Origin of the sequence: Pseudomonas sp. p1(2021b) (assembly GCF_020151015.1) — a bacterium.
Lineage (GTDB): Bacteria > Pseudomonadota > Gammaproteobacteria > Pseudomonadales > Pseudomonadaceae > Aquipseudomonas > Aquipseudomonas putida_K.
Window position 1 is genome coordinate 2,789,890 of the sequence record NZ_CP083746.1, and the last position, 26,338, is coordinate 2,816,227.

47 protein-coding genes and 1 pseudogene are annotated in these 26,338 nt (G+C 59.7%); 21 read left to right on the top strand and 27 right to left on the bottom strand.

The annotated features are described in order from the left end of the window. The 25 genes from K8374_RS12915 to K8374_RS13030 all read right to left on the bottom strand — a co-directional run bounded on the left by K8374_RS12915 (position 1) and on the right by K8374_RS13030 (position 14,225). Positions 1–1,092 (bottom strand): minor capsid protein, encoded by a 1,092-nt coding sequence (locus K8374_RS12915; RefSeq protein WP_224455885.1) that lies wholly within the window; start codon positions 1,090–1,092, stop codon positions 1–3. Next, entirely contained in the window at positions 1,019–2,470 is a 1,452-nt protein-coding gene (locus K8374_RS12920) for a DUF4055 domain-containing protein (protein WP_196166568.1), read from the bottom strand. The genes K8374_RS12915 and K8374_RS12920 overlap by 74 nt, the downstream gene beginning before the upstream one ends. Then, on the bottom strand, positions 2,470–3,960 hold the full coding sequence (locus tag K8374_RS12925) for a terminase (RefSeq protein WP_196143476.1): 1,491 nt from the start codon (positions 3,958–3,960) through the stop codon (positions 2,470–2,472). Before K8374_RS12925 ends, K8374_RS12920 begins: the two co-directional genes overlap by 1 nt. A gap of 2 nt (positions 3,961–3,962) precedes the next feature. Beyond that, entirely contained in the window at positions 3,963–4,481 is a 519-nt protein-coding gene (locus K8374_RS12930; RefSeq protein ID WP_224455886.1) for a hypothetical protein, read from the bottom strand. 9 nt (positions 4,482–4,490) lie between these two features. Further along, positions 4,491–4,925, bottom strand: coding sequence for a proteasome subunit beta (locus K8374_RS12935; RefSeq protein WP_023661589.1), 435 nt, complete (start codon positions 4,923–4,925; stop codon positions 4,491–4,493). Beyond that, positions 4,922–5,086: a hypothetical protein gene (locus tag K8374_RS12940; protein WP_023661590.1), complete on the bottom strand. Its 165-nt coding sequence runs from the start codon at positions 5,084–5,086 to the stop codon at positions 4,922–4,924. Before K8374_RS12940 ends, K8374_RS12935 begins: the two co-directional genes overlap by 4 nt. Positions 5,087–5,136: 50 nt before the next feature. Further along, positions 5,137–5,418 carry a phage holin family protein gene (locus K8374_RS12945; RefSeq protein ID WP_029886756.1) on the bottom strand — a complete coding sequence of 94 codons (282 nt, stop codon included), beginning with the start codon at positions 5,416–5,418 and terminating at the stop codon, positions 5,137–5,139. Continuing rightward, complete coding sequence (locus K8374_RS12950; protein WP_029886755.1) at positions 5,419–5,793, bottom strand: putative holin; 375 nt, start codon at positions 5,791–5,793, stop codon at positions 5,419–5,421. Positions 5,794–5,838: 45 nt separating this feature from the next. After that, complete coding sequence (locus K8374_RS12955; protein WP_224455887.1) at positions 5,839–6,429, bottom strand: hypothetical protein; 591 nt, start codon at positions 6,427–6,429, stop codon at positions 5,839–5,841. 243 nt (positions 6,430–6,672) lie between these two features. Continuing rightward, positions 6,673–7,182: an acyloxyacyl hydrolase gene (locus K8374_RS12960; RefSeq protein WP_224455888.1), complete on the bottom strand. Its 510-nt coding sequence runs from the start codon at positions 7,180–7,182 to the stop codon at positions 6,673–6,675. Between the two features lie 232 nt (positions 7,183–7,414). Then, positions 7,415–7,951 carry a hypothetical protein gene (locus tag K8374_RS12965; RefSeq protein WP_060709501.1) on the bottom strand — a complete coding sequence of 179 codons (537 nt, stop codon included), beginning with the start codon at positions 7,949–7,951 and terminating at the stop codon, positions 7,415–7,417. Next, positions 7,948–8,070, bottom strand: coding sequence for a hypothetical protein (locus K8374_RS26235; protein WP_263498514.1), 123 nt, complete (start codon positions 8,068–8,070; stop codon positions 7,948–7,950). Before K8374_RS26235 ends, K8374_RS12965 begins: the two co-directional genes overlap by 4 nt. Next, positions 8,067–8,672 carry a recombination protein NinG gene (locus K8374_RS12970; RefSeq protein ID WP_224455889.1) on the bottom strand — a complete coding sequence of 202 codons (606 nt, stop codon included), beginning with the start codon at positions 8,670–8,672 and terminating at the stop codon, positions 8,067–8,069. The genes K8374_RS26235 and K8374_RS12970 overlap by 4 nt, the downstream gene beginning before the upstream one ends. Then, positions 8,672–8,920 carry a hypothetical protein gene (locus K8374_RS12975; RefSeq protein WP_039615284.1) on the bottom strand — a complete coding sequence of 83 codons (249 nt, stop codon included), beginning with the start codon at positions 8,918–8,920 and terminating at the stop codon, positions 8,672–8,674. The genes K8374_RS12970 and K8374_RS12975 overlap by 1 nt, the downstream gene beginning before the upstream one ends. Next, on the bottom strand, positions 8,917–9,387 hold the full coding sequence (locus tag K8374_RS12980; RefSeq protein ID WP_084854833.1) for a hypothetical protein: 471 nt from the start codon (positions 9,385–9,387) through the stop codon (positions 8,917–8,919). The genes K8374_RS12975 and K8374_RS12980 overlap by 4 nt, the downstream gene beginning before the upstream one ends. Then, positions 9,380–9,571, bottom strand: a complete 192-nt coding sequence (locus K8374_RS12985) for a hypothetical protein (RefSeq protein ID WP_224455890.1) — start codon at positions 9,569–9,571, stop codon at positions 9,380–9,382. The genes K8374_RS12980 and K8374_RS12985 overlap by 8 nt, the downstream gene beginning before the upstream one ends. Next, positions 9,561–10,157, bottom strand: coding sequence for an ead/Ea22-like family protein (locus K8374_RS12990; RefSeq protein WP_224455891.1), 597 nt, complete (start codon positions 10,155–10,157; stop codon positions 9,561–9,563). The genes K8374_RS12985 and K8374_RS12990 overlap by 11 nt, the downstream gene beginning before the upstream one ends. Next, the gene (locus tag K8374_RS12995) at positions 10,157–10,441 is read right to left on the bottom strand and encodes a hypothetical protein (protein WP_224455892.1); all 285 of its coding nucleotides are present in this window, start codon (positions 10,439–10,441) and stop codon (positions 10,157–10,159) included. Before K8374_RS12995 ends, K8374_RS12990 begins: the two co-directional genes overlap by 1 nt. Before the next feature lie 2 nt (positions 10,442–10,443). Further along, positions 10,444–11,274, bottom strand: coding sequence for a hypothetical protein (locus K8374_RS13000; protein ID WP_224455893.1), 831 nt, complete (start codon positions 11,272–11,274; stop codon positions 10,444–10,446). Beyond that, positions 11,264–12,238: a phage replication protein gene (locus K8374_RS13005; protein WP_224455894.1), complete on the bottom strand. Its 975-nt coding sequence runs from the start codon at positions 12,236–12,238 to the stop codon at positions 11,264–11,266. Before K8374_RS13005 ends, K8374_RS13000 begins: the two co-directional genes overlap by 11 nt. A gap of 1 nt (position 12,239) precedes the next feature. Continuing rightward, the gene (locus tag K8374_RS13010) at positions 12,240–12,977 is read right to left on the bottom strand and encodes a phage antirepressor KilAC domain-containing protein (protein WP_224455895.1); all 738 of its coding nucleotides are present in this window, start codon (positions 12,975–12,977) and stop codon (positions 12,240–12,242) included. 201 nt (positions 12,978–13,178) lie between these two features. Beyond that, positions 13,179–13,526 carry a hypothetical protein gene (locus K8374_RS13015; RefSeq protein WP_224455896.1) on the bottom strand — a complete coding sequence of 116 codons (348 nt, stop codon included), beginning with the start codon at positions 13,524–13,526 and terminating at the stop codon, positions 13,179–13,181. 18 nt (positions 13,527–13,544) lie between these two features. Beyond that, positions 13,545–13,757 carry a hypothetical protein gene (locus K8374_RS13020; RefSeq protein ID WP_224455897.1) on the bottom strand — a complete coding sequence of 71 codons (213 nt, stop codon included), beginning with the start codon at positions 13,755–13,757 and terminating at the stop codon, positions 13,545–13,547. An 18-nt stretch (positions 13,758–13,775) separates the two neighbouring features. Continuing rightward, positions 13,776–13,988, bottom strand: a complete 213-nt coding sequence (locus K8374_RS13025) for a hypothetical protein (protein ID WP_224455898.1) — start codon at positions 13,986–13,988, stop codon at positions 13,776–13,778. Between the two features lie 30 nt (positions 13,989–14,018). Next, positions 14,019–14,225 (bottom strand): Cro/CI family transcriptional regulator, encoded by a 207-nt coding sequence (locus tag K8374_RS13030; RefSeq protein WP_224455899.1) that lies wholly within the window; start codon positions 14,223–14,225, stop codon positions 14,019–14,021. Positions 14,226–14,330: 105 nt separating this feature from the next. Between K8374_RS13030 and K8374_RS13035 the strand changes: the two genes are divergently transcribed. The 5 genes from K8374_RS13035 (at position 14,331) to K8374_RS13055 (ending at position 17,522) form a co-directional block, all read left to right on the top strand. Next, positions 14,331–15,044, top strand: a complete 714-nt coding sequence (locus tag K8374_RS13035) for a S24 family peptidase (protein WP_224455900.1) — start codon at positions 14,331–14,333, stop codon at positions 15,042–15,044. A 10-nt stretch (positions 15,045–15,054) separates the two neighbouring features. Then, positions 15,055–15,309, top strand: coding sequence for a hypothetical protein (locus tag K8374_RS13040; RefSeq protein ID WP_224455901.1), 255 nt, complete (start codon positions 15,055–15,057; stop codon positions 15,307–15,309). 196 nt (positions 15,310–15,505) lie between these two features. Beyond that, on the top strand, positions 15,506–16,348 hold the full coding sequence (locus K8374_RS13045) for a hypothetical protein (RefSeq protein WP_224455902.1): 843 nt from the start codon (positions 15,506–15,508) through the stop codon (positions 16,346–16,348). Continuing rightward, on the top strand, positions 16,338–16,874 hold the full coding sequence (locus K8374_RS13050; RefSeq protein ID WP_082433391.1) for a type II toxin-antitoxin system VapC family toxin: 537 nt from the start codon (positions 16,338–16,340) through the stop codon (positions 16,872–16,874). Before K8374_RS13045 ends, K8374_RS13050 begins: the two co-directional genes overlap by 11 nt. A 222-nt stretch (positions 16,875–17,096) precedes the next feature. Continuing rightward, positions 17,097–17,522 (top strand): hypothetical protein, encoded by a 426-nt coding sequence (locus tag K8374_RS13055; protein WP_224455903.1) that lies wholly within the window; start codon positions 17,097–17,099, stop codon positions 17,520–17,522. Between the two features lie 51 nt (positions 17,523–17,573). On the opposite strand, the gene K8374_RS13060 is transcribed toward K8374_RS13055, so the two are convergent. Beyond that, a complete protein-coding gene (locus K8374_RS13060; RefSeq protein ID WP_224455904.1) occupies positions 17,574–18,401 on the bottom strand; it encodes a hypothetical protein in 828 nt (275 codons plus the stop codon). A 521-nt stretch (positions 18,402–18,922) separates the two neighbouring features. On the opposite strand from K8374_RS13060, the gene K8374_RS13065 reads away from it, so the two are divergent. The 15 genes and pseudogenes from K8374_RS13065 to K8374_RS13135 all read left to right on the top strand — a co-directional run bounded on the left by K8374_RS13065 (position 18,923) and on the right by K8374_RS13135 (position 25,394). Then, a complete protein-coding gene (locus tag K8374_RS13065) occupies positions 18,923–19,375 on the top strand; it encodes a hypothetical protein (RefSeq protein ID WP_224455905.1) in 453 nt (150 codons plus the stop codon). An 85-nt stretch (positions 19,376–19,460) separates the two neighbouring features. Next, complete coding sequence (locus K8374_RS13070) at positions 19,461–20,027, top strand: hypothetical protein (protein WP_224455906.1); 567 nt, start codon at positions 19,461–19,463, stop codon at positions 20,025–20,027. Positions 20,028–20,053: 26 nt separating this feature from the next. Beyond that, entirely contained in the window at positions 20,054–20,200 is a 147-nt protein-coding gene (locus tag K8374_RS13075) for a hypothetical protein (protein ID WP_178108273.1), read from the top strand. Positions 20,201–20,659: 459 nt separating this feature from the next. After that, on the top strand, positions 20,660–20,824 hold the full coding sequence (locus K8374_RS13080) for a hypothetical protein (protein WP_224455907.1): 165 nt from the start codon (positions 20,660–20,662) through the stop codon (positions 20,822–20,824). 169 nt (positions 20,825–20,993) lie between these two features. Beyond that, positions 20,994–21,311, top strand: coding sequence for a hypothetical protein (locus K8374_RS13085; RefSeq protein WP_224455908.1), 318 nt, complete (start codon positions 20,994–20,996; stop codon positions 21,309–21,311). Further along, a complete protein-coding gene (locus K8374_RS26445) occupies positions 21,308–21,541 on the top strand; it encodes a DUF551 domain-containing protein (protein WP_224455909.1) in 234 nt (77 codons plus the stop codon). Before K8374_RS13085 ends, K8374_RS26445 begins: the two co-directional genes overlap by 4 nt. A 20-nt stretch (positions 21,542–21,561) precedes the next feature. Beyond that, a complete protein-coding gene (locus tag K8374_RS13095; protein ID WP_196126525.1) occupies positions 21,562–21,885 on the top strand; it encodes a hypothetical protein in 324 nt (107 codons plus the stop codon). Further along, positions 21,882–22,112: a hypothetical protein gene (locus K8374_RS13100; protein ID WP_182942765.1), complete on the top strand. Its 231-nt coding sequence runs from the start codon at positions 21,882–21,884 to the stop codon at positions 22,110–22,112. Before K8374_RS13095 ends, K8374_RS13100 begins: the two co-directional genes overlap by 4 nt. Next, a complete protein-coding gene (locus K8374_RS13105; protein WP_024086951.1) occupies positions 22,109–22,279 on the top strand; it encodes a hypothetical protein in 171 nt (56 codons plus the stop codon). Before K8374_RS13100 ends, K8374_RS13105 begins: the two co-directional genes overlap by 4 nt. Positions 22,280–22,567: 288 nt before the next feature. Further along, positions 22,568–23,320: a hypothetical protein gene (locus K8374_RS13110; protein WP_224455910.1), complete on the top strand. Its 753-nt coding sequence runs from the start codon at positions 22,568–22,570 to the stop codon at positions 23,318–23,320. Continuing rightward, positions 23,317–23,814, top strand: a complete 498-nt coding sequence (locus K8374_RS13115) for a siphovirus Gp157 family protein (RefSeq protein WP_224455911.1) — start codon at positions 23,317–23,319, stop codon at positions 23,812–23,814. The genes K8374_RS13110 and K8374_RS13115 overlap by 4 nt, the downstream gene beginning before the upstream one ends. A 10-nt stretch (positions 23,815–23,824) precedes the next feature. Then, a complete protein-coding gene (locus tag K8374_RS13120; RefSeq protein ID WP_224455912.1) occupies positions 23,825–24,286 on the top strand; it encodes a single-stranded DNA-binding protein in 462 nt (153 codons plus the stop codon). Between the two features lie 2 nt (positions 24,287–24,288). After that, positions 24,289–24,477 (top strand): hypothetical protein, encoded by a 189-nt coding sequence (locus tag K8374_RS13125; RefSeq protein ID WP_224455913.1) that lies wholly within the window; start codon positions 24,289–24,291, stop codon positions 24,475–24,477. A gap of 81 nt (positions 24,478–24,558) precedes the next feature. Then, complete coding sequence (locus tag K8374_RS13130; RefSeq protein WP_224455914.1) at positions 24,559–24,924, top strand: hypothetical protein; 366 nt, start codon at positions 24,559–24,561, stop codon at positions 24,922–24,924. Then, a pseudogene (locus K8374_RS13135) lies at positions 24,899–25,394 on the top strand (hypothetical protein). Before K8374_RS13130 ends, K8374_RS13135 begins: the two are co-directional and overlap by 26 nt. On the opposite strand, the gene K8374_RS13140 reads toward K8374_RS13135, so the two are convergent. Next, positions 25,368–25,583, bottom strand: a complete 216-nt coding sequence (locus tag K8374_RS13140; RefSeq protein WP_176509955.1) for a hypothetical protein — start codon at positions 25,581–25,583, stop codon at positions 25,368–25,370. The pseudogene K8374_RS13135 and the gene K8374_RS13140 sit on opposite strands and share 27 nt — an antisense overlap. 111 nt (positions 25,584–25,694) lie before the next feature. Here K8374_RS13140 and K8374_RS13145 point away from each other — a divergent pair, with 111 nt between their 5' ends. Continuing rightward, positions 25,695–26,333 (top strand): hypothetical protein, encoded by a 639-nt coding sequence (locus K8374_RS13145; protein ID WP_224455915.1) that lies wholly within the window; start codon positions 25,695–25,697, stop codon positions 26,331–26,333. The last annotated feature ends 5 nt before the right edge of the window (positions 26,334–26,338 follow it).

The window sequence follows — 26,338 nt, forward strand, 5'->3', positions numbered from 1 at the left end:
TTATAGGTTCGCCCGCGCAAAGGCTAGAGGCTCCAGCTCCTTGAGCTGGTCCAGCGTCAGCGGCTTGAAGTTCTTGTCCAACTGCAAGGCGGCGAAGCGCTCAGCCGTCAGGCCGCCATCGCGGAACAGCTTGCCGCGCACCGGCCCCAGCGCTGCATCTTGAAACGCCGCTGGCTGCGTCTTGAGCCACTGGTAGTAGCTGAGGCTTGCCGAGACCTGCCCGCCGCCATCCGCGCCAACGGAAGCCCTCGTGGCACCTTGCCCGAACAGCGCCGACAACCTTGTGATCGGCGTGATGGTGGTTCGGCAGTGAATGTGGAACGGGGGCACAGGCCCCTTCCCCATCTCGTACTCGCGGCCATCCAGGCTCCGGCACTGCACACTGGTCTTACGATCCAGAGTGGCGACGATCCGATACCCAGGAACTACCCCGGCGTTCGCCTTCAGTGTTTCCATGCGCGCCGTGGTGGCTACATGCTGGACTGCGGTCTGGACGACGGCCCGGGCGCTACGGTTTGTGGCCGCCAGCACGCCGTCCGTGAAGTTCTGCGCAGCGGTGCCGCGTATGGCCTGGGTGATCTCGGCATTGGTCTGGCCCTGCACGACACCCATCCGGATGGCGTTGGTTACCCTGTCCGCCTCCGTGCGCGTCCACCCGCTCAGGAAGGGCTTGAGCAGCTTGCCGCCGTCGATCCCGGCTACCTGCAGGGGCTGCGTGTTGATCGCGGCCCGAATCAGGGAGTCCGCCGGCATCACCGCGTCGATCAGCAGTGCTTTCGCCAGGCTGCGCCCCTCGAATGCAGCTTCGTACTGCGCGATGTCCACCAGGTCGGACTGCATCCGGTCGCTGAACGCCTTGTAGATCTCCAACAGCTTGCCGCCCACCCTCCCGAGAAACTCCTCAAGCCGGCTGCGGCTGTAGGTGGTCAGCTCCTTGCGAGTGAGCTGGTCACGGACATGCGTGTCAGCCCGGCGCAGGTAGGTTTCGAACTTCCTGACCTCGCCGGCTTTGAGCCGCTCAAGCAGTACCGAGTGGCGCCCCACCTGCTCCAGCAGCTTCTCGTCCGCCGTCTGCTCCGGTTTCTTCGCCATCATCTATGTCCAGGTCAATGCCGGCCTTGTCTCGGTCTTCGCCGATCAGTTCGGCCTCTTCTTCGTAGGGGCGTTCGGGCAGCTTTCCAGTGGTCAGGTACTGCCAGTAGGTCTCGGCGCTGATGGTGCCGGCCATCACGCTCTTCTGCAGCTCGGCCAGCACTTGGGCATTGACCTCGGGGATCACGAACTCAGGCTTAACCGTGAAGACAACCTCATCGGGATTGAAGCCGGTCCACTCTGCGGCGTACCGCAGGGCCTGCTCGATGGCCTCTGCAGCGGTGATGACGATGCTGTGCAACGTGGCATGCTGGTCGTTCTGGCGGGTCTTTCGAGCCTCTCCCGACTCAGTGCCTGAAACGTCCATGACCTTGGCGCCAGCCTCGAGGGCCGCGTTCTTCTGGTCTTCCATCGCCGTACGGACCGCCTCAATGCCGGCGCCCTGGAACTCCAGATAGCCACACGACCCGCTTGGCCCCAGGTCCCAGGCCGCAGATGGGCCGGTGACGCTGAGCTCCACGCTCTCATCCAGGCCGGACACCCACGGCTGCGGGTGGCTGGTCTGGTGCAGCGCGGTGAAGTAGTCGGCGCTGAGCTGGTACGACTTCAGCGCGGCCCGCGCCATGGTCAGCAACGGGATCTCGTCTACGTCCGGCGAGTTGTCGGTCGAGCCGCAGTAGATGACCGGGATGTAATCCAAACCCCGCACCAGGTTGTTGCTGCCGTCGACGGTGCCCAACGGGCGGTCGTCCTCGATCAGCTCGCCGGCCTCGTTGCGCACGCCAGTGCGGCACACCGCGCCGTCCATATAGAACTCGCGATAGACCGTCTCGCACTCGTGGCTGTAGCGATCCTGCTCCTTACGCCGGAACTCACGGAATACGGAAAGCACCAAATCCTGCCGACCGCCTTGGTCGGCAGTATCCCAGTTGATGGCGTTGCGCACCGCGTAGGTGGCGAAGTACGGCTGCCCCTTGTCGTCGATGTTGACCACCAATGGCACGCGGCCGTGGGAAATGGCCTGGCGCACGATCCGCAGGAACAGCTGGGTCAAGCCGAAGCCATCGGCCGTAGCGTTGTCCTCCAGCGCCTTCAGCCCCGAGGGTAGCTTCACCTCGGGGATCAGCCTAGAGACCAGGCCCATCATCGAGCGCAGCGAATCCCGCACCCAGTGCTCGTACTGGGCTCGGGCGGTGTAGTTCTGGTAGAGGTAGGCATTGCCGGCGCCGTCCAGCTTTTCCGCCTCGACCATACCGCTTGGCTTGGGCAGGTTTCGCGGGTTGCGCTTGATGGCTCCCTCGCCCTCCAAAGCGTCGTCCATCATCCGCCACTCTTCGATGTGAGCGTCGTAGTCTGGGTGGGTTGATTGAACAGGCATTACGCCAAACCTCCGATACGGCGGACACCGCCTGTGCGTTTACGTCGCGCCATGGCAACGGCGAAATAGCGGAACCCATCAGCCGGGTGCGAGGACCAGTCGTGAAGCGGTTTGTCCTTCCAGCACCCACGCTTGTCGTCCCATTCCTTGCGGTAGCTCTCCAGAGCGGTAATACCCTCGCTGCACTTCGCCTCGTCGAACGCGCAGTTCGGCAGGATTTCCCGCGCCTGCTCAATGCCTTCGTCCACGCCGAGCTTCGGGACCACCTGGAAGGTCATGCGGTACTTCTCACCGTCGATCTCGTAGCCCTCTCGCGCGAGTTCTCGCCGAGTCTTGCCGTCGCTACCAAATTCCCGGTTGTCGATGTCGTGGGGCCCCCAATGCTCGCCGTAGGTGTATCCGCGATCTTTAAGCACCTTCATGTAATGCCGCAGGCCTTCACCGCTGTTCTGGTAGAAGTCGACGACGTGGTATTCCTCGCCGACGATCCGGACGAACCAGATGGCCGTGGAGTCGCCCACGCCGATGTCCCAGAACGTGTGCACCGGCAGGTGACTGTTGTCTGGTAGCTTGCCGATACGCTGGGCGGCGTAGAGCTTGGTGAACTGCTTGGCGTAGTAGGCGCCCTCGATTGTCTGCTGGAATGCTTCGGCAGGTATCGATGGGTACTCACGCTTCATATCGTCGCCAAGGGTCTTTTCCTTGGCGGCGTACCAGGCGCGCTGGCCTGGGTTGGTGACGATGCCGTGCTTGGCGGTCAGGTCGTCGAAGTACTTGGTCAGACGGTCTGGGATGACAACGCCGGTCGGGCCCAGCCAGTACAGCGGATTCCGCCACCAGCTGAAGAAAAAGAACTTCCAGTCCAGCAAGCCCAAGGGCACACCGGCGAGCTGCTGCTTCTCGGCAGACTGGCTGTAGTCGAAGAAATACCCGGCCCGGCCTTCTGCGGTCGATTCAATAGTGACGAAGCACTCAGCGGCCACCGCCTCGAACGCGCCGGTGACAATCTCCCGCGCCTTGTGCGGGAACTTGGCACAGATCTTCCCGAACTCGGAAACGTGCAGGTAGCGCAGCGTGCCGCCCCGAAAGGAGGTGGACACGTACAGCGACCCGCCCTTGCTGAACACCAGCTCCCCCGCGGCGTCGTTGCGCGCCGGGTTGGCCGCCTTGATCTCCTTGGGCAGGTGATCGTAGGCGTACTTCACTTTCTCCCGGAACAGGCGCTTGGCGTCGTTCAGGGTGTGGGCGATCAGGGCGCACTTGGCCGCTTCAAACAGCGCGGCATCCAACTGGACGATGCAAACCAGTGTGGTGAAGCCCAACTGCCGCGCCTTGAGGATGATGTTGCGGGTGTGCATCCCCTGGAAGTAATCGACCTGCTCCTGCGTCATGCGGAAGCGGACCTTCTTGCCCTGCTTGTCCGTGATGAAGTACAGGTTGTTCAGCCGCCAGAACCGGTCCCGGAGCAGTTTCAGGTGCTCGGGCTTCATGGTCAGGCGTCCTTCGATAGCTCATCCATCATGGCGGCCAGCTCGTCGACCGTGCGATTGCCTTCCTCACTGTCCAGGCCGTATGCCTGCCGCTCGCCCTTGATGACCTTGAGCTGGGCATCTACGCCAGCGTTCAGCGCACGGGAGAAGTCCCCCAGGTTTTCTTCGTTGACGTCCATCTCGGCCAGGGCCACCGAAAGCTTGTCGGCGATCGAGCGCCAGTTGGCCAAACCGGTTCGATGAGCCAGCACCACGGAGGCAGCCTGGTTAGACGCCTCCTCGATGATTTCCGCATCGGTACGAGGCTGCGTACTGGGCGTGCGTACCGCGCTGCGTACCAGCTTGTCGCGAGCCGCCGTCTTGACTTGACTGGCGAGGTCGCGCGTCCAGCCTTCCTTCTTGGCTCGCTTGCGTACTGCGCCTTCAGTGACGCCGTTGTTCTCGGCTATTGCTCGAACCGAAAGCGACCCGGCCCGGTAGGCTCGTTCGATCGCCTCCCAGTCGGGTTGCTTGGTACTCATGTCGAATCCTTATTGATCTCGGTCGATACGAAGCGTGCGGACCTTGCCACCAGTGCTTGTATCGCGCCTTGCCGCCATCTCGACGGCCTTCTCGGCAGATGCGCCCATGTCCATCGCAGCGAATGCGTATGGCGTACCGCTGCCAATGGCGTACGGCCGGTCTGCCTTGAGTGGCGACTTCCACAGGCCGGTATCGTCGTCTACGGCAACCATCATCAGATTGCCGTCGTGAAGGACGATTGCAGAAGCGTCGACCTTCCCCGATGGGGATGTGCCGAAATAGGCCCCCACCAGAGCGTCATAGTCACAGACGGCGCCTGTCAGGAAGAACTTCACGCCATCGCGCTCAATGCACTTGTCGCAATCATCGTCGGTGATGAGGTCGCCTCGGGTGACTCGGGAGTCGTAGGCGATTACGCCGTCCTTGTAGGCGATGGTGGTCATTCAGGGTGAACCTCGATCTCGATGCCGCGGCCCACCCAGTAGCTGACACGCTCCAGGCATGGCTCACGACGGGTCAGCTGTGCCAGGGCCAGAACACCGGCCAAGTAGTATGTCAGCCACCACCGCTGGCGGCAGACGACATGAGCAGTTACCGAAGCCATTGGCCATTCCTCGCGCCTCGAAACGGCGAATCTCGAATTTGTGGCGCGGGTCAGTCAACGCGCACGATCTTGGCCACGTTCCCCTTGGCCCGACACACCAGAATGGCGGCCAGAAGATAGAACGCAGTGTTGAACCACGACACATCAGCGAACTCGTCATGGAGCACCATGCGGCCGATGAGGCTGACACACTGCATGCCGGTCACCGCGCAGGCAGCCCAGGCCATCAGGGATACGCCCAGCTTGTAGCGGGCATCGGGGTATGGCCGGTAGCGCAAGCCGATCATCACGAAGATGACGGCGCACAGTGCGGCCTGGATAACGGCAACCATTCAACCCTCCTTCCTGGCTCGCAGGCGGAAGACCCATTGCAGCCACCGGGGCATCTGCCCGGTCTGCATCCACTCCAGCAAGCCAGAGAACGTGACGACGCAGAGCACGCCGCACACGAAGGCGCTGAAGCCTGCGGTTTGCGTCCAGGCCCTGCCCAGCATCTCAGCAGCACCAAGGTAGCCACCGATCCAGCCGGCCAGCAGGTAGCCGATGCGGCGAAGCATGCCGATGTCCTTGGCGTACACGACGTAGAAGAAAGCCCCGCCGAACGCGCCCACCAGGGTGGCTAGGTCCAGTTCAGGGAAGAAAGCACCCAGGCCGACGCTGGCAAGTACGCCGGTCACTGCAAGGGCGCCGGTACTCGGTTCGGCCATAGGGTGCTCCATAGAAAAAAGAAACCCGCACTCGGCGGGCTGTATTCAGTAGCGATGCAGGATACCGCCCGGTTTCAACTCCTCTCGGAGCAAGCGGCGAACGTCTTCTTCCAGGCTGGGCCCGAGCTTAAGGCCGCTGGCACCCTTGATGGTCGCGTTGCTGATACCTTTCATTTCTTCGTCGCTGGGCACGTCAGCGGCCAAGGTGACTTTCACGGTGCCGGCAGAAAGCTTGCATTCGTAGGACCCGATACGCTTAGCCAGCGCCAGATCGGCCTCGGCGCGGGAAACCACTTCCTCCATGGCTTGTCGGGCTGGCTTCTCGCCCGTGACGTAGCCGCTGTGGTCGCTCTGGCCGGTTACTCGGCTGGTGAGCATCTCGGTCGCGGTGCTATCCGCCTTATTTCCAGGCGATGCCACAGCATGACCCAGTGCAGCAATCGGCGCGCCCTGGGCCGCAACCTGGCCTCCGCATGCGGCGACCCGGCCCTCGCAGGCAGTGACGCGGGATGCAAGCTCTGAAACGAAAGAGGCTTCTGCTTTGCTCGAGACCATCATCTGCAGAGTGACGCCAAAACTGTGCAGCGCTTCGATGCTGGAGCGCAATGACGCGAGGGTTTCGTTGGTTTCGGACATTTGCATGCTCCAGATACGAAAAAGCCCCGGCATGTACCGAGGCTCAGAATGGGTGCGGAGGGCCGGTGCGTACCCGGCTTGCTGGTCTGGCTCGCTGGGTCACGTACCCCAGACTCTCATCGCGTAGTCGATCAGGGAGCGCACGGCTTTGATCGACGCCACTACCGACTTAGCCCAGCTGCCTGAGCGTGTCATCCGCATAAAAAAGCCCGCACAGGGCGGGCAAAGAGGGATCGTGCTTTTTTAAATCTGGTGGCTGTAGAACAGCGAGTACGACTCGATACCGTCGTTGGGCTGCTTAATGCCAGCGTTGGAGTAGTGAATCGCTCGGATGCCAACCTTCTGCGTCTCGCCGATCTTCAAGCCCGCACCGATGCGGTCTTCGAAGTTGAAGGCCGAACCAAAGTCCTGGTCACCTGCGGACGTACCAGAGAAGACCGCCAGGCCGATGCCAGCCTCAACGAATGGCTTCACGTTACCGCTGCCGAACTCGTAAACGAAAACTGGCGCAAAGGACAGCGAGTGAGCGCCACCGGAAGCATCTCCTGCTTCCCAATAGGTATACCCAGCATCCCAGTAACCGGTTAGACGGCCAGTACTGGATTCAAACCAGCTTTTGTCCCAGTAAAAGCCAACGCCTGCACGCGCCGTAATGCCGCCTTGACTTGTCGCACCCAGCGCCCCGGAAAGCTCAGCTGCTCCGGCAGACGCAGCGACAAGGGACAGTGCTGCAGCAGCTAGAACGGTTTTCATAATCACGGTCTTCCATGTTTGTTTAGTTAGCAACCTATCAGAATCATAGCGCCATCAAAACGTTCCGTGCTACACAAAAAAAATCTGACCTCGCCAGAGGTGGCGTCGGGCCTCTTGAGGGCCTCTTCGGGCAATAAAAAACCCGGCTCATTGGCCGGGTTTCTTTTCGTCACTCCTCAACACGCGCAGGAATGACAGGATGGGGATATATTCGGCAATGCGGCAAAGGATGTCAAGCTGCCATCTTCACAAATAGCTCTTCTCGCTCCAGAAGCTCTACGCCAGCGTTTATGGCCTCGCCTACCATTTCCTCCAGGGCCTTGTGGATCTTGCTCCGCCAGTCACGGCGAGTGCGCTCCGGGGTGCCCTTGTTGTCATCCCACAGGTTCATGTCATAGATGTTCGCCTGCAGGATGGCGGAGGACCGCTTTCCGTCTGCTCCAGGCTTCTGCGGCTCTGCCCAGGTCAGCACTGCATAGAACTTGAAGTGCTGGTGTGCGTGGGTGGCGATCACCCGGCCCAGCCCCTTGATGGCATGGCCCCTCTCTGTAGTGTCCAGGGTGTAGCGCGCAATCAGCGCATCCCAGTGCCGCGGCAGCAGGCGCTTGTGAAGCAGGCTGCGATACTCGCAGTCCATCTCGAAGCGCTCCTGGCGACTCAACCCGCCGTAGCCTGCGCATCCCTGGTCAGCGTCGACCCAGGCCGCCGAAGCGGTTTTCCCTTCCGATCCAGCCAGCAGGATGCGGATCAACACGGAAGTCTTGTTCATGCCTGCGCCTCCTTCTTGCGGCGGTTTGCGATCAACTGGGCGCGCAGAACGCACCAGGTGGAGGCGGTGATCATGGCCAGCAAGATGAGGCTGGCGGTGTCTTGGATAGTCCAGGTCATGCTGCTGCCCTCCGTAGGTCTTTGAGTTTTTGCCTGTACAGGGCCTTGATCGCCTGCAGGTCCTCGATGGTCAGGCGCTGGGGCTTATGAGGCCCTTCGAGCCAATCCACCTGGTCGGCGCCGATGCGCTTCACCAGCCGGATGCGGTACTCGACCGCGTTGCCCGACAGGTTCCGGTTGCACTTCACGCACTGGCGATGGACGTTCAGCGGCTCGAAGCGCAGCTCCGGGCAAGCGCCCACCGACCGGTAATGCCCGGCGTCCCAGCGGCTGCCGGTGATGAGGTCGTGGTCGCTCGGCAACGAGTCGCAGCTGATGCACGGCAGGCCGGCGTCGCGCTCGCGGATGTAGGCGTTGAACGCGGTCTGCGCCTCAGCCATGTGCTCGCGGCGCGTCTTGAGCTTCTCGCGGCGCTCCTGCAGATCCTGGCGGGCCTGCTTGGTGATGGCCTTGGCCGCGATCTTCTGCAGCTTCGGGTCCTTGGCCATGGCCTTGGCACAGGCGATGCTGCAGACCTTCTGCGTGGTCATGGACGGTTTGAAGGGCTTGCCGCAGCCTGGCGCCTTGCACTTCTTGAGCTTGATCTCCTTGATCGCAGTCATCAGCGATCCTCCCGTTTCTGCCGCTGGTAGAAGCTCGTGACTACCTCGGCCAGGAACCGGCAGCCCATCTCACTTAGCCCGCTGGCGAAGTCCGCCGCGGCACCGGCGCGCCCGGCGTACTCTTGATCCAGTCGCTGAGCCACTGCGGAACAGAAGGAGCCAATATCCTCGGCGTCCATCTCTTTCACGACCTTCTCGGCCGAGAGGAACACAGTGGTTTGCGTGGTGATTCCAAGTCCGTCGCTCATGCCGCCTCCTCGCTAAGCAAGTCGCTGAACACCACACCCTGCGGTGCGAACTCAGCCACGATGCGGTCGGTGTACTGGCAGCCCTGGGCCCGGTCGAACAGCCGGGTGACCGGGAAGCCGTCCGGCCCGAACATCGCGCACGGACCCATCAGGCGTAGCTTCACCTCATACGGCAGGTGGATGAACGACTCGGCCCAACCAGTGCGGAACTCCTCGCAGCCAGCGCGCATGATCGGCACGCCGAAATGCAGCTTGCAGTACCGGCGCACGTCCTCGATGTCGCCCATCTCGGTGCTCTTGGCGATGCGGTCGTACATGGCCCACCACAGGGCGTTCTGGTCCAAGGTGCGGTCCTTGCCCGGGCGCATGCTGACCACGACGAACTTCTTGTCGCGGAACATGCGGGTGAGCATGGTCACGGCCTCGGAGAGCTTGGCCTGGCTGTTCACGCTGATTTTTTCAGCCATTGAACGCATCCTCCGCCTTGAGCAAAGCCCGGTCGTGATAGACCAGACCCCTAGCCTTCGAATGAAGGGCCAGGCGACGGATGCCGCCATCGTGGTGCCCCTTGAACCCTTCCCAGGTCGAATACCATTGCTCGAGCATGGAGAGGGCAACCTGGATGATTAGCAGTCGGCGGTTATCGATCATGCCTCGCCTCCTTGGCCATGGCCTGGGCGGCGCTCCAGATACGGCACCAGCCGCATTGCGTGCCTGACCGATCACCGTTCCCGCGATCCCATACACCTGGCACCTCGTGGCAGTGGCCAGGCGCATTGCCGCCGCTGCCTGGGCGCCCATTACTCTCCTCGAGCGCGGAAAGGACCAGGCTGCGCAGCGCCTCGTTCTCGGCCTTGAACTGGTCGCGCTCTCGATTGGCGTTGATGAGCTGGGCGGAGAGGCAATCGCATTCGCCTCGCCACTCCCCGGTGATGTCGTGCACGTCGCCGGTGTCACCGCAGGTCCAGCAGAATGGTCCGTGGCGCCAGGTTTCAAGCTCTTGTTCAAGCTCTCGCTCTTTTTTGCTGCGACTGATCGCCAGCCGCTCGACCTCCGCGAGCAGGGCCAGGACAGTGGCAGGACTGGCGGCGGCGATGAACCGGCTGTCATCATGGTGTAGGCCATGGGTTTCTCCGGTCTTGTCGTCGCAATAGCGCAGATCGCCAGCGGCATACCACTCATCGCTGCCTGCAGCCTCGGCCAGTTCCTTCAGCTCGCGCATCTTGTTGGTGTCCATCAGTGCTTCTCCTGCGAGGCCATAGGGGTCGTGCGCGGACATGGCAGGCCGAAGTGGCCGCCCCATTTGCCGCAGACAAGGCAACCATCTGCGTAGCCAACAACGTGGTCAGATTGGGTGGACTGCAAGGGCCTCAGCCCTGCCTGGATAGCCATCTGCCAGAATCGCCAGCACTTCGCGATCATGGGCAGCCGGTACGTATCGCCCATCCGGTACTGGACGAAATCCTCGACACGCATGTCGTGGGCTTCCGCATAGGCCTTCTCGAATTCTTCTCGGCGCATGCTCACACCCCCTCCCCGGCCGGCTGCCCGGCGCGCTTGATGTTCAACTTGGCCATGGAGCCGTTCTCCTGAAGCTGGGCGAGCGCAGCACGGGTCTGCCGCTTGCGAAGGTAGGTGTCGATACGGCGGCGCTGGGCTTCTTTGGCCCGCTCGCGGTCTTTCTTGGCCTTGGCGGCCTCGAGGATGCAGCGCACTTCGGCGATCTTCTCCCGCACCTTGGGGCTGGCCTGGGCTCGGACTTCGCCAGTGATCAGTCCAGCGATGGCCTGGCCGTCTTCGGTGATCGGGGTTGTGCGTAGATCGGCCAGGTACACGGCAGCGCGTTCCTGGGGCAGCAGCTGCAAACGCACAGCGCGCTCGATGGCCTGTGTGCGGCTATTCGGATCAAACCCTAGCGACACACCCCAATTGACCGGCTTAGCCTCTGCGCGGGCCTGGGCCACCAGTCGCTCGTAGGCGCTCATGAAGGCCATGCGAGCACCCACCTTGTCGCCAGCTTCGAAGGTTGCGGCTGCCGAGTTCATGGCCACGCGCATCTCGTCGGTCAGCACCACAGTCTCGCGCTCGTCGAAGCCAGCCATGGCGATACCCCACGCCTCGTCCTTTCCTGGGCGCCCGTCAGCGGCCTGGGCATGCTTGAGAATCGTCGCTACGGTCAGGCGGCCACCTTCACGGCGGCAAGTGCGGAGCGCATCAGTCAGCACGCCCTCGCTGTACTCACGCAGGTCCTCGACCATCAGCAGCGCAGCCGCTTGGGTGAGCTGCTGACCCATCACCTCGGCAGTGGCGAACAGGGACAGCAGCAGTTGGTCTTGCTGGTCTTCACTCAGCATGGGTTGCAGCCCTCTTGGCTCGCAGCGCTTCCAGGGCTTGCTCGGCAGCGCTGAAGTTGGCTTGGGTTTGTTCGATCTGGCGGGCGGTGGTGCCCGTCATCTGGCGATTGGTGACCCACTGGGTGTGGTAGGCCTCAGCGTTCTGGAGCAGGTCGCCCAGGCTGTGCATGCGGCTGACCAGCTTGCTGTCGTTGATCCTGACGAAGTACGCGGCGACGTGGTGGGCTACATCGATACCGAGCCGGTCAACCAGCATGCTGACCTGGCCCGCTACCTTCGCATTCCAGACGGGCCACGCACCGTACCGTTTGCGGTAAGCCATCGCGTAGTTGGCCCAGGCCTTGAAGGTTTTGCAGGACTGATCTTTCGTACCCGGCATGTCAGCAGGGATTTCACAGCGTGGTTCTTCGCCCCCGACCGGGATCAGGGCGACCACTTTCCCAGCAGGCGGGTTCGGCTCGCCCGAACCTTCCTGCGAACTGTGACTGGTATCCTGATTGGTATCGTGATTACTGGTATCTTGATTTGTCGGATTTTTTTCCGACCCTAGATCGGATTTTTTTCCGACCTTGCTCGGATTTTTTTCCGAGGTAGATCGGATTTTTTTCCGACCCTTGACTTGAGGTGGGGTCGGATATTTTTCCGATCCATCCTCTTTCTTGTTCCACTCCTGGGCTTTCTTGGTCAGGCGGAACAGAGTGATATTCGAAGTGCTGGACAGCTCAATCAAACCGGCCTCGTCCAAGGCCTTCAGCATCCGATAAGCCGTGTCGGCTTTATCGGTCAGCAGCGGAAGCTCCTCGACGATCTTGGCCTTGCTCAGGGCGAAGAAAATGCCGTCTTCGGTCTTTACGGGAGCTGCCCAGCTCGGCGCCGCGTAGACAAACGCGAACAACAGCGCTTGTTGGGAGTTCAGACCCCACTCGAGCGCTTTGACCTGGTTGATGGACACGGTGAATTGCATGTCAGATTCCGTCCAGGTTGTACTGTGCCCACAGGCCGGCCACCCAGGTGACGCCCTTCGGGGTGAATTTGGTTTGGTTGAAGGCGTGGCCGTTCTCGGCAGTGTCGGTTTTGACTTCGAAGCGCCCAGCGTCGATGTGCTGCTGATATGCCTGCCACTCGCCCCCCATGCGGTACATGATCTTCTTGTCGAGCAGGAACTCGCGGAATCGGGCCTCATTGGCCTTCAGTAGCTTGGCGGTCTGGCGGAAGCCCTTGAGGCCAGTCGACTGGACATACTTGTCGACGAATTCAACCTTTGGAGCGGCGATTGCAAGAGCCTGTTGAGCAGCTTGGCGCTGTTCATACTGCTCAGCCCAGGCTCTGGCTGCGGCGGCAGGATTGGAGAAATCTGGCAGGGTAGCAATAACTCGGCCCTCACCCTCCTCCAGCTCACGCCAGCGCTTGATGACGGCCATGCGCATGACCGCGCTGTAGCCGGTCAGCAGGCATTCGGTGTGCTCGCGGTCAAGCAGATACTCGGTCTGCTGGCGGTTCATGGTGTCGAGATAGATCCGTCCAAAGCTGGACGCATCTTCTTTGAGGTCGCCAAGCATCTTTTCGATGTCGCGTTTGACATGCTGGTGCTGCTTGCCCGTCAGTTCCGCGATCTCGCGAGACGACATAGTGCGCGCCACGAAATCGCGGTTCGCATTTTGTGGCGCGAGGGCCACGGTATTGCTTTGGATGGTCTGGTGCATATATGATGGCCTCACACAAGCGTTACGAATGCAGTTGAAAAAGCCACCCTTGCCCGGTGGTTTTTTTTGTGCCTGCGATTTGGTGTTGCGTGCTGCATTGGGTGTCCGGCGCATCCGTGGTAGGTTCCGATTTCCACACCAGAGGCCATCGGAGGCCGGACATGACTGAAAAATCTGTCGAACAAATGGCGAGGGATACCCTCAACGCGCTAATAGCTGGTCGATACGTTCCTGCGTCGACTTTTGTGTTTTCAGCAACGACAGCAACTCTGGACAAAGAGATGCTTCGTTCTCTTGAGATGCAGCTTCGGGATTACTACGCGAGTGGTATTGGCGAGAAGCAAGCTCATGCTCCCGTGACGCAACCGCTTCGGGTGTGAAGTAGCGCGACATGAACACGAAGGCCGAGGCGAACGCTTCACCGTGAGCCCTGGCCTTCTCCTCTTTGAGGTCATCGCGCAGGATGTAGCCCACCGACTCCTTAAGCGACTCAGCGCAGGCCCGCGCAAAGATCAGCTGCATTTCCTGCTTGAACTGTTCTGGTGTCATGCCCTTCCCCTGCTCTACTTAGGCCCTTTCGAGGCCCTTTTTGTGATCCACCAGCGACAGCAGTGGGGCTTTATGCCGCATCTGCCTTAGCTGGGCCTGCACCGCCAAAGATCGCCCTGCTTCCAGGTACTGATTGGCGGCGTACTCGAGGCTCCATCCAAGCTCGGCACTTAGCTGCCGAACCTCTTCCTGAGCCCCCTTCTCCAGCAAGTTGAAGGTGCTTTCAGGCATAGGCCCTCCATAAGGCCTTTAAGCCGTCTTATCCTGCTCACCGATACCGTGCATTTCGCGGATCAGCTCTGCTGCGCCCAGGCGCCTGGCGATCATCGAAAGCTCATGGACGTAGGTAGCCAGCTGCATCCCGGCCGCGCGCGCCTCCATTCGGAGCATGCGAACGTCCTCCGGCTTGTAGCGGGACTTCACTACTTCGCTGCGCTTATGGGCGGGGTTGTCATAGGCCATACGGGTACTGCTCCTTGCGGTTGGAATTGGTTAGGCGGCGGATTTTTTCAGCGCTGCTTGGCATGGGAATGGGCGGACTTCTTCAGCGCTGAAGGTGCCATCGGCGTTTTCAGTGACGTACACGTCCCTGCCAACGCGGATAGCCTTGCTCAAAGCGCCCTGGGTCATACCTAGAAGCGCGGCGGCTTCGGATTGCCCGCGCTGAGCAGCGAATTGCTTGATGTGGACTCGGCTCATGGGGTGCTCCATGGATTTCTCTTACCCAGATATTACCTATGGCATTTAAATAATTCAATGCCATCGGTGTTTGTTGCGAATTACCGCTGGGAATACGATTCACCCATGAAAAAACGCCCTCTCCCCCAAGATCGGAAAGAGGAATGCCTTCGGCTGAAGGCGATCTTCACCTCCAAGAAAAAAGAACTGGGTCTCACTCAGGAGCGCCTGGCGCACCTTCTTGACATGAACCAGAGCTCAGTGAGCCACTATCTAAATGGTGTGAACCCGTTGAACACAGGGGTTGCCGCTGCTTTCTCGCGAATTCTCCAGGTTCCCGTTTCCAGCTTCAGCACGCGCCTTGCTGAAGAAATAGATGCCTTGGCAATGGTGGCTCAAGGGGCGACTTCTAATGTCGAGCCAGGACCGCCAATCACCACCGCACCTCGAAGGATCGAGATCATGGGTACCGCTCAGCTTGGAAATGACGGCTATTGGGTTGGCCTGGATAACTCGGACGGCTGGGTGGAGACCTGGACCCGCGACGAAGATGCCTACGCGCTACGGCTCAAAGGTGATTCCATGGCTCCAGCGATCCGCAATGGTTGGGTTGCCGTCTGCGAGCCAAACCACCGGCTGGTGCCAGGTGAGTATGTGATGGTGACCACAACTGACGGCCAGAGCATGGTCAAAGAGCTCCTCTTCGAGAGCGAGGACGGCGTGAGCGTGATGTCGGTGAATTCGGCTTATGAACGCCGGAATATCGCCTGGACTGACATCGACAAGATCCACTATGTCGGCGCCATCCTTGGCCCGAGCAAGGTCATGTGCCGCCTCTGAGGAATCGTCCATGTCCCTAACCAAGCCCAACCAAGAACTCCGCCGCGACCTTCAAGGCCTTGCATCTGACCTCAAGTGGTCAGCCGTCGAGCTGAAACGGATTGCTGAGCGCATCAGCCTGTCCGGGAATGACCCAGATGCTCAAGCCGTACTGAGGATGTGCCGGTCCTTTCAGGACGCCGAGGAAAGGCTTGCCGGATATGCAGAGGAAACCCACCTGGGGCTAATTGTCCGGGTAAAGACACCTTGCGAGGTGCCAGAGTGAGGATCCGCCGGGCTGGGGAGGATCGGTTGGTGGGGTATGGGGATGAGGTGATGGTGGGGCGGATACTTCGGGCGAAAGAGTAGCTTCGGCAGGGTGCCGAGAGGAGTGATGGAGCAATCCGTTTGGCAGCAAAAACCAAAACTTGCATCGCCCCCATGTAAGATAAATATTTAGGGCTCATGCACACGCGGCAGCATTGATTATGGATAGAGCAATTGAAAAGCTAGTCGTGCCTGAGAAGGTCTTGCGACTGCACATGGAAGGAATAGATGAGCTCGGCGGTGACGTCCGCCTTGGCTCGTTCATTGATAAGCTTTCCTGCCTCAAGGCGGCGCTTGCCGAAACCGAGAGCCTGATGGCCAGCGGAGCACACACGAAGGTAGATTTTGTGGTGAGCGAACTGAGCCATAGCAGCCCGGCGATGATCGGGCTTCGCGGGATAGACCATGCTGATAGCGCAGTAAATGCGGGCAGCATCATGGACGAATTGGCTCGCTTCATAATCAGCGTCCGTGCCAACACCGAGGCTGTAACCTCTGACAAAGCAAAGCTAATCGGCCACCTGAGAAAGTTAGCTAGCGGCGTTGGAGAGAGGTTTTCCAGAATATGGATCGATGGCCCCGGTCTGAAAGTAATAAAGTTCGACGAGGCGGCGGCCAAGGCTTTTGAGCAAGCTCTTCCAGATACGAGAAGAGAGATTGGCAGCTTCAAAGGAACGGTCAAACGTTATTCTGGAATCAACAATCAGCTTTACTTCAAGATTGTCCCCCCAGTGGGGGGTATGGAAATAAAGTGCACATTTACATCTAAGTTGCTTTCCCAGGCCGCCGCTGCAGTAGAGAACACGGCTACCGTTGAGGGCGAGCTTAAGTACTACGGCGACGATTTTTGGCCTTACGAAATTAAGGTCACGACCATTGAGATACACCCTAAAGATTCCGATCTGCCTACCCTGGCCGGCCTAGCAGGGTCCGAGCCGGAGATCGGTGGGGAGCAGGATGCTGAAGATTATGTAAGGGAGCTGCGTAGTGGCTGGTAAGCGGTCTATTGTATATTGGGATACATCAGCGTTCTTGGCATTGCTTAAATCTGAAAGCGGGCATGGGAAGGGAGTGCTCGAATCCCTTACATCACAAGCTGGTGCCTTTGATAGGGGCGATATTATTCTCGCTACATCAACCATAGGCGTCATGGAGGTTTTATCCTCCAACATTACAGACGAAGGGAGAGATAAATTTGAGCTCATGCTGCGCAGGAGTAACTTCCAGCTCGTTATGGCAAATGAGGCAGTCGCTCGCCAAGCTGCATCCCTGCGGAAGCATTGCTATCTATCAGGAAAGGGCGCGGGAAGTACGGAGTATCTTGTGAGCCCGGCAGATGCCATTCATGTAACCTCCGCGATGATACTGCATTCAGACTTATTGGTGACGCTGGACAGCAAAACGAAGGCACGGAAGCAAGAGCTCGCCATGACCGCCGTATCATCGTTCTATCCGGTACCAGGACTGCACCCAGTAAGCATCATGCGTCCTAGTCTTGGCATGATCGGGACCGACTTGCTGTAACTCTCCTTCTGAGAAGTGCGGCCCGCGCCTGGCTTGTCGCATCTGCGCGACCCGCTTCGGCGGGCTTTTTCATGCCTTCACGCTTTTTTCACGCCCTACCCTGCACAGTGAAGGCTCATCCGATTTCCCTACGTTAGCCCGCGCTTCCCAGCGGGCTTTTTTACGCCTGCGTGATGGCTGATGGCCAGAGTGGTAGGATGGCGATTTTTCAGGAAGAGCAAAATGCGCAAGCCCCTGCTAGCTACTCTGTTCACATCCCTCCTCTGGTCAACCCTGGCTACCGCTGAGCCGACCTATATCGAAAAGATGACTGGCCTTCCGGCCATCTGCAGCATCGACGCGATTGAGCAGCAGACCAAGGTTTGGGATGCAGAAAGAAAATATGGCGAGGGCAGCAAGCGTTGGTCGGAGGCCTTCCATCACCGCCTGGATGTGGTCAGGACCTGCGTAAATGATGCCAAGGGCAAAGGAAAGGCTTTGTACAAGGCCGAGGTTGATCGTCTGCCATTGCTGAAATCAGAGCTGGCCGAAATGTACGTCTCGTGGCTCGAATATCTGGACCACCTTATTGACGACGACCGCGATGCCTACCGACGCCTATACGAGCGCTCAGCAAGTCAGCTGAAAGCGCAGATCGATTCTATGTAGTCACCACGACGTCCCGACGAGCCCGCCTGGCGCGGGCTTCTTTTGTGGGCATCAAGCCTTACCGCCGTAGCGCTCCCATGCCAAAATCATTTCTTTGATGGCGCGCTTTTGAGAGTCCGGCAGAGTAAAGTCGCTATAGTACTGGCGGCCGTCAAATCTGATGGTTACCTTTTTGGCATCGGCAATTTTTCTGAGCATGGCTTGATCCCTGGCCACTGTATCCGACCACTCCCAAATTCCGCCGTAACCGTTATCTCGCTCGAAGTCGAGGCTGCCAAGCTGGAATGTCTGGTCATCAGCTTTGATCGTTACGCTCTGGACGAATAGCCAGCTATCAGAATGGTATTGGAGTTTCAGCCTCAGCGGCATAACCCGAGAGTTCTCGCCCTCCAAACCGAAATACAGGGACATATAGGTGTCGAGCGTAGGGATGGACTTGTGGGAAACCCAGGTTATCCCTTTGATCTCATCGGTATTTTTCTTCAGGCTTTTGTCCAGCCGAGCCAGGGCGGCCCTGGTCTCCTCCGCCTTCCTTGCCTCGGCCGCCAGCCTCTCGGCTTCAGCAGCCTTTTCCTCTCGATCGATAGCATCAAGCAGGGCTTTTGCCGTAGCCGCCTCTGGCTTTTCTGGGTGACGAGCGATCAGGTCTTGCAAGCCTGATTTGGCAGAAGCTTTATTTCCGGCATCCTTGGCGTCCTTCGCTCGCGCCAGTAGCCTTTGAGCCCCATGTTTTTCAGCATCCAACTCCGCCTTGAGCGTGGCGACCTCAGACTGCAGCTTGCTCACCTCTCCTTGAAGCTTTTCAGCCTTTTCCCTATCGGCATTCCCGCATCCGGCAAGCGCCAAACCAACAGATAAAGCTACAACCGCCCTTTTCATTTTCAAAAGCTCCTTATGTGACGGGCTGGATTCTATCAAAACGCCACCATGACGAATGCCCCTCAGTGGCAAGCATTTTTTGTGGGCGCGAGAAATTTTATTACCATCGGCATTGACAAATAAATAATGCCATTGGTAATGTTGCCCATATCGAGGCGCTACACAGCCCCTCGGGAGGCCCTCAAGCCTCATCGCTCTTTCACATTGATGGGAACCTCGCGGATCGATCCCGGCGACGGCACAGCGCGAGCAATAAATTCGATCCCCATGCCAGCTCTGGAACTGGCCAGCTCGAAATCAGGCGCTTACGGCGCGGATGGAGGGTTGAGCTGCAACGCTCCCTGCCAGGTAGCCCTCAGAACGGGCTGATGCACTGGTACAGCGGGCCACGCCGGGGAACCGGTGGAGGCTGCAGCAAGTAAGGAATCGCCCAGGCCACCGTGGCGTGTAACGGAGCCAGCAGGATTTCCTCGATGCCCTTCTCGCGAGGGGTATCAGGGAAATCAACAGGAGGAAGAACTATGAATCCACCGCAATTCCTCGAGACCTTGCCAGGACAGCTTCTGGCTTGCATGGCACTTGGTCTGGGGATCGCTCTGACATTTTCAGCTGTCGCTCTTCTCGGAAAGGCATGGCGTCATTCGTGGGCCTGGATCGATGACAGCTCTCCTGGGCGCAATCCGATTCTTGAGTTGATCGCTCGTCTTCGCGGGTGGACGCCCTACGACACGGAGGGATCCAGAGGCACTTATATGTGGTGGAAGGACAAGAAGGGTGAAACGCGGACAGATGTCTTCTTCTCACTATTCATCATTGCATTCTGGACACCACTGGCAGCCTACGTGATCGCACGGCTATGGCCACTGGCGCTGTTTTGTATCGCCCTGCTTGCGATTGCTCATGTGGCTCGATTTGCCAGGCGTCATAAGAAGCTCTTCGACAAGCACATCAGAGACCCCGAAGCACACGAATGACCGGCGATTCACTGAAGCACCTGGGCGACCGGGTGCTCACCAAAGCCACTTGCATCAGGTGGCTTTGGTGACCAGAGGAACAACCATGCGAAAAGGCATCATCTACGGCGTGGGCATCAACGACGAGCGAACCACAAATGGTTGCCCCTTCTACAACCGATGGAAGGGCGTAATCAGAAGGTGTTTCTCTCCTGGCAAGAACGAAGCGGCTCGCTACGCAGGCTGCTCGGTTGACCCTGAATGGCTGAGATTTAGCGCGTTCAAGCGATGGATGCAGGACAAGCCTTGGGAAGGAAATCACTTGGACAAGGACATTCTCAGGCCTGAGGAGAAGCGCTATTCGCCTGACACATGTGTCTTCGTGCCGATCTGGATCAACACGCTGCTTAACGACTGCGCCGCAAGCTCAGGCGCTTTGCCGACAGGCGTCTACCTGTTCCGCAAGCGCTACATAGCTCGTGCACATGACGGTCATGGCAAGCGCCTTTTCATAGGCAGCTTTGACTGCCCTCACGAAGCGCACAAGGCCTGGGCTACCGCCAAGGCCGGCGTCATCCGGCAAGCGGTAGACCAATACCGCACGACCGACAGATTCGACGAGCGTGTCTGCGCTGCCCTTCTGGATAGGGCGGATCAGCTAGCCGCAACCTGAAATCAACCGCCCTGGAGGGCAAGACGATGAACGAACGCCAAGCTTACCTGCTCGAGCAAAGCAACTCCTTCCAGGTTGGCTTTCGAGACCAACGCGCAGGCCTCCCACTCGACGAGCGCATGAGTGCCGAATGGCAGCGCGGGTGGAAGTGGGCAAACCTCAATCGCCCCTGAACAACCAGCGCCACGTCAGCCTGACGTTAACTGCCCGACACCCTGCCCGGCAGGCTGCATCGGAGTGTGATCTGAATGCGCAGGCTGATGCGCAAACCTTGCCTCGTTGGCGAGCTACTGAGGCCTCATAGAGTTAGGCCGCCAAGCCGGAGATCAGCGCCGGCCATCAACGCCAATCCTCCGCCAGAGGTCCGGATTACGGCGGTCGGAAATGAACACGGCCGTGTAACTCGGCGCCGGAGACGTAACCGGCACCTATCCCTTGACTGCCAGGAAAGACTGGCCCGATGCCCTGCTCCCCGTCGCGGGGTTCATCGGAAGCAACTCTGAACCACAGTTGATCGCGTGGAATTGACGCGATAGGTCCGGGAGCGTGCGCAACACGCCACGTCTATTGCCCCGGTTTGCCCCGGAGAGTTGCTCCCGATGCATCCCGCATCCCCTCCCCAGGAGTCCACCATGAAACACGCAGCAGCTATCGCCCAGCTGGAGGTCAGCGCTCAGGTTTGCGAAACCAACGCACCGATCAACGAGGCCGAGGGCAATCACAAGCAGGCCCAGCTTGAGCGTGACAATGCAGCAGCCTACCGCGCAGCAATCGCTCGGCTCCAGGCCGACCAGTAACACCCCTTTCGCAGGCGAGTCCGAGGGCATCAGCTGGCCAGACTCGACGCATCCCGGGCAGCGCCGGGCGCCTGCATCCCCTTCCCTTTAAATCGACCGCATCAGACAGGTGCCAGTACTGCGCTCTCACGGCGCGCAGAGGTTGGTCGCCTGCGCTGGCATCTGCCTCATGCGGTTGATTATCGAGGTCGACATGACAAAGCGCAGCTACCCATTCAATGCCTGGGTTCTCGGCGGCACGTTCATCCCAAAGCAGATCACATTCGTGCGCTTGGCATGGAGCCATGAGCCGCCCTGGCACCGCTCGGAAAGCGGGAAAGACTATCGCGATGGAACATTCTTCCTGACGAAGGAAGAGGCAGTGGCACACGGTCGGCTTCTGCTTGAAGAGCAGGAAGCCAGGATCACCAAGCAACAGGCCGTCATCGCAAAGAAGCGGGCCAATCTCGACAAGCACGATGATTCCGCCGCCCGGGTGAAGCCATGAGCGGATGGATCAAGTGCAGCGACAGGCTGCCAGAAGTCGGGACCAGGGTTCTTGCCTGGAGCGAACAATACGGCGCCCGCGAGTCGCTTTACCGCGAGCACGGCAAGGGTTCGATTGCTTACGCCCACGGATATCCGCCGTACTTCTCGTGGGAAGAGCCGCAAAGCAGTTGGGCTTCCAGCTGGAAGCCGACCCACTGGATGCCACTCCCTTCCCCACCCACCGAGTAACCCACCACCTGGAGGCGATCATGGCCTACGAAGTAATCGTGGAGGAATACGTCCTCCAGTGCGTAATCACTTACTCCAATTCCGTTAAGGGTGACCCGACTAGCTGGGCAAGTCCGGACGACTTCTACGGCTATCGGGAAATGGAGTTTGAAGTCGTCTCGGGCAACACCTATGACGACGAAGGAAATCCAGTTGACCTTGGCAAGAACGGCTGCGCTGCGGCTGCTGAAAAGTACGCCGAGGAAATCGAAGAGATTCTTTGGGAGTATCTGGAAGACAAGGCCGCTGCCGAAGCTGAAGACAGGTATGACGATATTCGCCATAGCAGCTGGGAGGCGGCATGAACAAGAAGACCAGGCAGGACGTTGTCGACTTCATCGAATCGCGCTTTGAATGGGCGCGTGAGCGGTTCACGGATGTGCTCCGCGCCGAGCTGGACACCGCAATCGATCTGGCCGGCCTTGTAGGGGCGATAGACCTGCCCGAGCAGCGCCACTACAAGGAGCGGCTGAACCGCTTCGTTATGGCCGACCACGAGCAATGGATGACCACAAACGGGAGAGTCGCATGAGCACCGCACCTGTAAAATCCCTGATTGACGAGCAACTCGAGCAGATTGAGCGAAGCCTGGCCATTATCGGCGTGGGCCTGCCGCGTGAATGGCCAGTGCAGAAGCTGCGCCCGGAGATCGTAGCGGCGCTCAAGGCCGGTCAGATCGCTGTGAGGCCCCGGCCATGACCAGTAACCAGCGTGCCCGCCGAATCTCCACTTGGCGTGGTTCCTTCATCGCCCTCACCTTCTGCACTGGCTGGCTCCTCCTTAGCGCACTGGCCGGCAGCATCACTTCCTGAACACACACCCGAGCCCGGCGGGCCCCGCTGGGGATAACCGTGCCCGCAAGGGAGCGTAAGCCGGTAGAGCGCGCAACCATCACCGGCAGCCAGGGCCCGGACCAACCCTCCGTCGCTGGGTGACCTGGCATTCCACTATTCCAATTGACGGCGCCGGCCTGGCGCGAGGTGACAAATGTCCAATGCAAACATGCGCATCTGGGACCAGGTTGACACGACCGACCCCAGTGCAACGAAAAACTTCACTGGGATGGGCGGCTTCAAAGGAACCGCAATCAAGCCCACCTACCTCATGCGCAAAGCGACCGAAGTATTCGGACCTTGCGGCGAGGGATGGGGCTGGACGGTGCTTGAGGATCGTTTCGATGAGGGCGCCCCGCTTTCAGCTCCTACCAAGGAATGGCCGGATGCGCCGCGAATCAACGCCAAGTTGCACACGATCAAGATCCAGCTTTGGTACCTGGGCAAAGACGGGCAGAAATGCACTGTCGAACACTACGGGCACACACCGTTTGTACTTCTCCAGCAGGGCAAGATCATCACGGATTGGGAGGCTGCGAAGAAGTCTCTCACAGACGCTATCGGTAAGTGCCTTCAGCCTCTTGGCTTCGCGGCTGACATCCACATGGGCATGTTCGATGACGCCTCCTACGTCGAGACGGTACGCAGCGAGGTGGCCATTGAGAAGGCAGAGGATAAAGCTGCCGAGGAAGAGCGCCAGAAGCAAGAACGACTGGAGTGGCTCAAGTCCGCTGTAGAAACCCTGGCAGGCGCTGTCACCATGCATGAGCTGAAGATGCTCAATACCCGATTCGTGAAAAGCGCCACTGCACGCAACGAAACAGCGTTCCTTCGGCGCCTGACAGAGGCATACGAAGAGCGCAAAGCCTTCATAGAGGGCGCCCAGAAGAAGGAACAGGCCGCATGAGCACTCTGTATGAACTGACCGGACAATTCAAAGAGTTGGCCGTCCTTATGGATGGGGCTGACGAAGACATGGCTATCGCGGTGCGCGACACCATGGGCGCCATTGAGGCTGAATTCAACGACAAGGCGCTGGCAGTAAGCAGGGTCATCCTGAACATGGATGGCGATATCGAGGCCGTGGAGGCCGAGATCGATCGCCTCCAGGAGCGAAAGCGGATCATGTCCAATCGCAAGGGACAGATCATCGACTACCTGCGCGAGAACATGGAGGCGGCGAACATCACCAAGATTAGCTGCCCCCTCTTCACCATCACTCTGGCCAAAGGCCGCGAGTCAGTAATCATCGACGACGAAAAGGCGCTCCCTGACGATTTGGTCGATTCGCGCGTGACCTATGTCCCTGACAAAAGAGCTATCTCCGAACGGATCAAGTCCGGCCAGGAGGTAAAGGGCGCCCATCTGGAGCGCGGCAAGTCTTCGATTCGTATCAAGTAAGAGATAACTCATGCCAACACTTACCGATATCGGCCGCATTGGCCGCGACGCTGAACTGCGGTACACCGCCGGCGGCGACGCTGTGTGCAACTTGGCTATCGCCTGCGACTATGGCCGCAAAGGCCAAGACGGCAAGCGGCCCGTGCAGTGGGTAGACGCCACGCTCTGGGGCAAGCAGGCCGAGGCCATGGCTCAGTATTTGGTCAAAGGCCAGCAGATACATTTCACCATCGACGACGCGCATGTCGAGGTTTTCACGAAGTCCGACCAGACGCAGGGCGTCAAGCTCACCGGGCGAGTGATCGTCATCAAGTTTGCCGGAAGCCCGCCGCAGCAATCACAGGGCAACCAACCAGCACAGCAACCACGACAACAGCGTCCTGCCCCACAGCCTAGCCAGCAAGGCGTACCGCCTGACGCATTCGACGACGACATCCCCTTCGCACCGCTCCACCATCTCACAGGTGCATAGCCATGCCACTCGCAACCATCCTTGAGCTTATCCAGCGCCGCAAGGAACTGGATAAGCACCTACAGCTGCTGTTCAACCGCAGCTGCCAGTGGGGCCGCGCCGAACGTGTGCGCGGCGCCGCGACTATCGAGAACCTGACCCAGCAGCTGGTCGAGATATCGGACAAGCTGAAAACGGCCGGAAGCACATGAAGCGGATCAACAACCTGGTCCGCCAGAGGCGCCGACAAGCCCAGTCACACCTACCACCCAGCGGACTCATGGAGAACAGCCATGCAGAAAGCCCCTTCCGGCGTAGTCAGCCTGCCATCTTGGCTCAAGTCGCCAGTCAAGAAGCTATACATCACCCGCAGCGGCGGCCAGTACCGGCCTGATGACGTGGCCCTTGCCTTCGCGCTGAGCCTTCGAGTGCACGACAGCGCCGATCACCTGCGCAGGCTGGACCGGCGCCTGGTCGACAAAGTCTGCCTCGAGCACCAGCCGAACATGAAACGCCTGGCCCGCGAGCCGGACGACGCCAAGGTGTTCGACGCCGCGCTCAAGATCATCAACCGGGTTTGCGACCTGCTCGAGTACGCGCCGGGCACCGCGTTCGTGCGCAATGGAGGCGATGATGGCTCTGACGCAGCAGCAGCGTGACGAGAAGCGAAGGGCCAAGGCCGAACGCCTGCAGGAAGAAGACCTGCGCTTGAAGGTTCGACCAGGGACTAAGCAGGCCCTGCTGGAACTGATGGAGTGGGCAGGCATCGAGGAACAGGGCGAGGCCATGACGCTGATGATTCACCACATCGAAGCTCTCGGGCATCACGCGCTGCTCAGGATTGCGCGCCACGAAATCGAAGCTCACCGATCTGTGGCGCGGACGGAGCCGCTGAGGCTGTCAGCCAGGAAGCGAACCGGGCAGCACCTGCGGGCGATCTGCGGATGGGCTGACGCCTCAGCCAGCCAGATGATCGAGGCGCTGATCCACGGAATCCATGCCCTGGGCAGGCTGCATGCGGCGAAGTTTCTCACCCCGCCTGGCCCTGGCCTTTGACCGGAAGAGCATGCTGATGATTCAGCAGGATCCGGGGGATGAGGTTTTAGCCCCGAATCTTCAATCCTTCTGACTCAGCAAAGGCCTTCGCGCGGGACAGAGCCGCTTCCTTTGCATCTTCCTCGCTGTCGAATTCGCCTTTTCGAGTAGGAGGAACCTTGCGCCCCTTAACGCTTACTGACTGGATGTCCCAGCCGCCCGCTGGACCGGCGATAAGAGAGACCTCAATGTCTCCTTCCCTGAAGTTACTGCTGATCTTCATTTTCAGTTCCTCTGTCCGGCCCCATGCCGGTCACCCGTAATACTCCATCCCAAACCAAATTGCCACCATGCCGCCACCAGCACGGAGGGCGGCGCATGCATGGAGAAAGCCATGAGCAAGAAGCCGAAAGCAAATCCAGCATCACGCAAGGTGCTGGCCTACACCGTCGAAACCAATGACCCAGAGGAATCCACGATCCAGTTTGCCTCGTCGAACGCTGCGGCTAGGCGCCAGGGCGCGGAGGAGATCGGGGCCGACTTCGGCGACGTGTCTTGCCGCCGCGCGCAATGGGCCGATCAGTATGCCGATCAGCCCTTCATCCCTGCCCAGGCCTACATCGATGCCGGCTGGTGGTTCGACTGCAACCACTGCGGTACGAGGTGCGACAGCGATGCCAGCCGCTGGGACGAAGAAGCTGAAACCGATATCCCTCTGGACCTAGTGTTCGACGGTCGCGTCGTCTATTGCTCGGCGGAATGCAAGGAAGGCCACGAGAGCGAGGTGGCGGCACGCAACGCCAGGTTCGAAAAGTTCAAGGAGCGCGTCGTTGCTGCCCAGCCCGGCGTCACCTTTACCGAGTTCACTGGCGGATACCCGTATTGCGGAGACGGCGCAAGATTCACCTTCCCAGGCGCCCAGTACGGCGGCTCGGTCAGTGAAACCGAGGATGGCCAGGACCTGAAGTGGTTCATTGCCCAGGGCGACAAAGCTGCCTGGGATTACTTCATCGCAGAAGGACCAGCCGCCTGACCCTC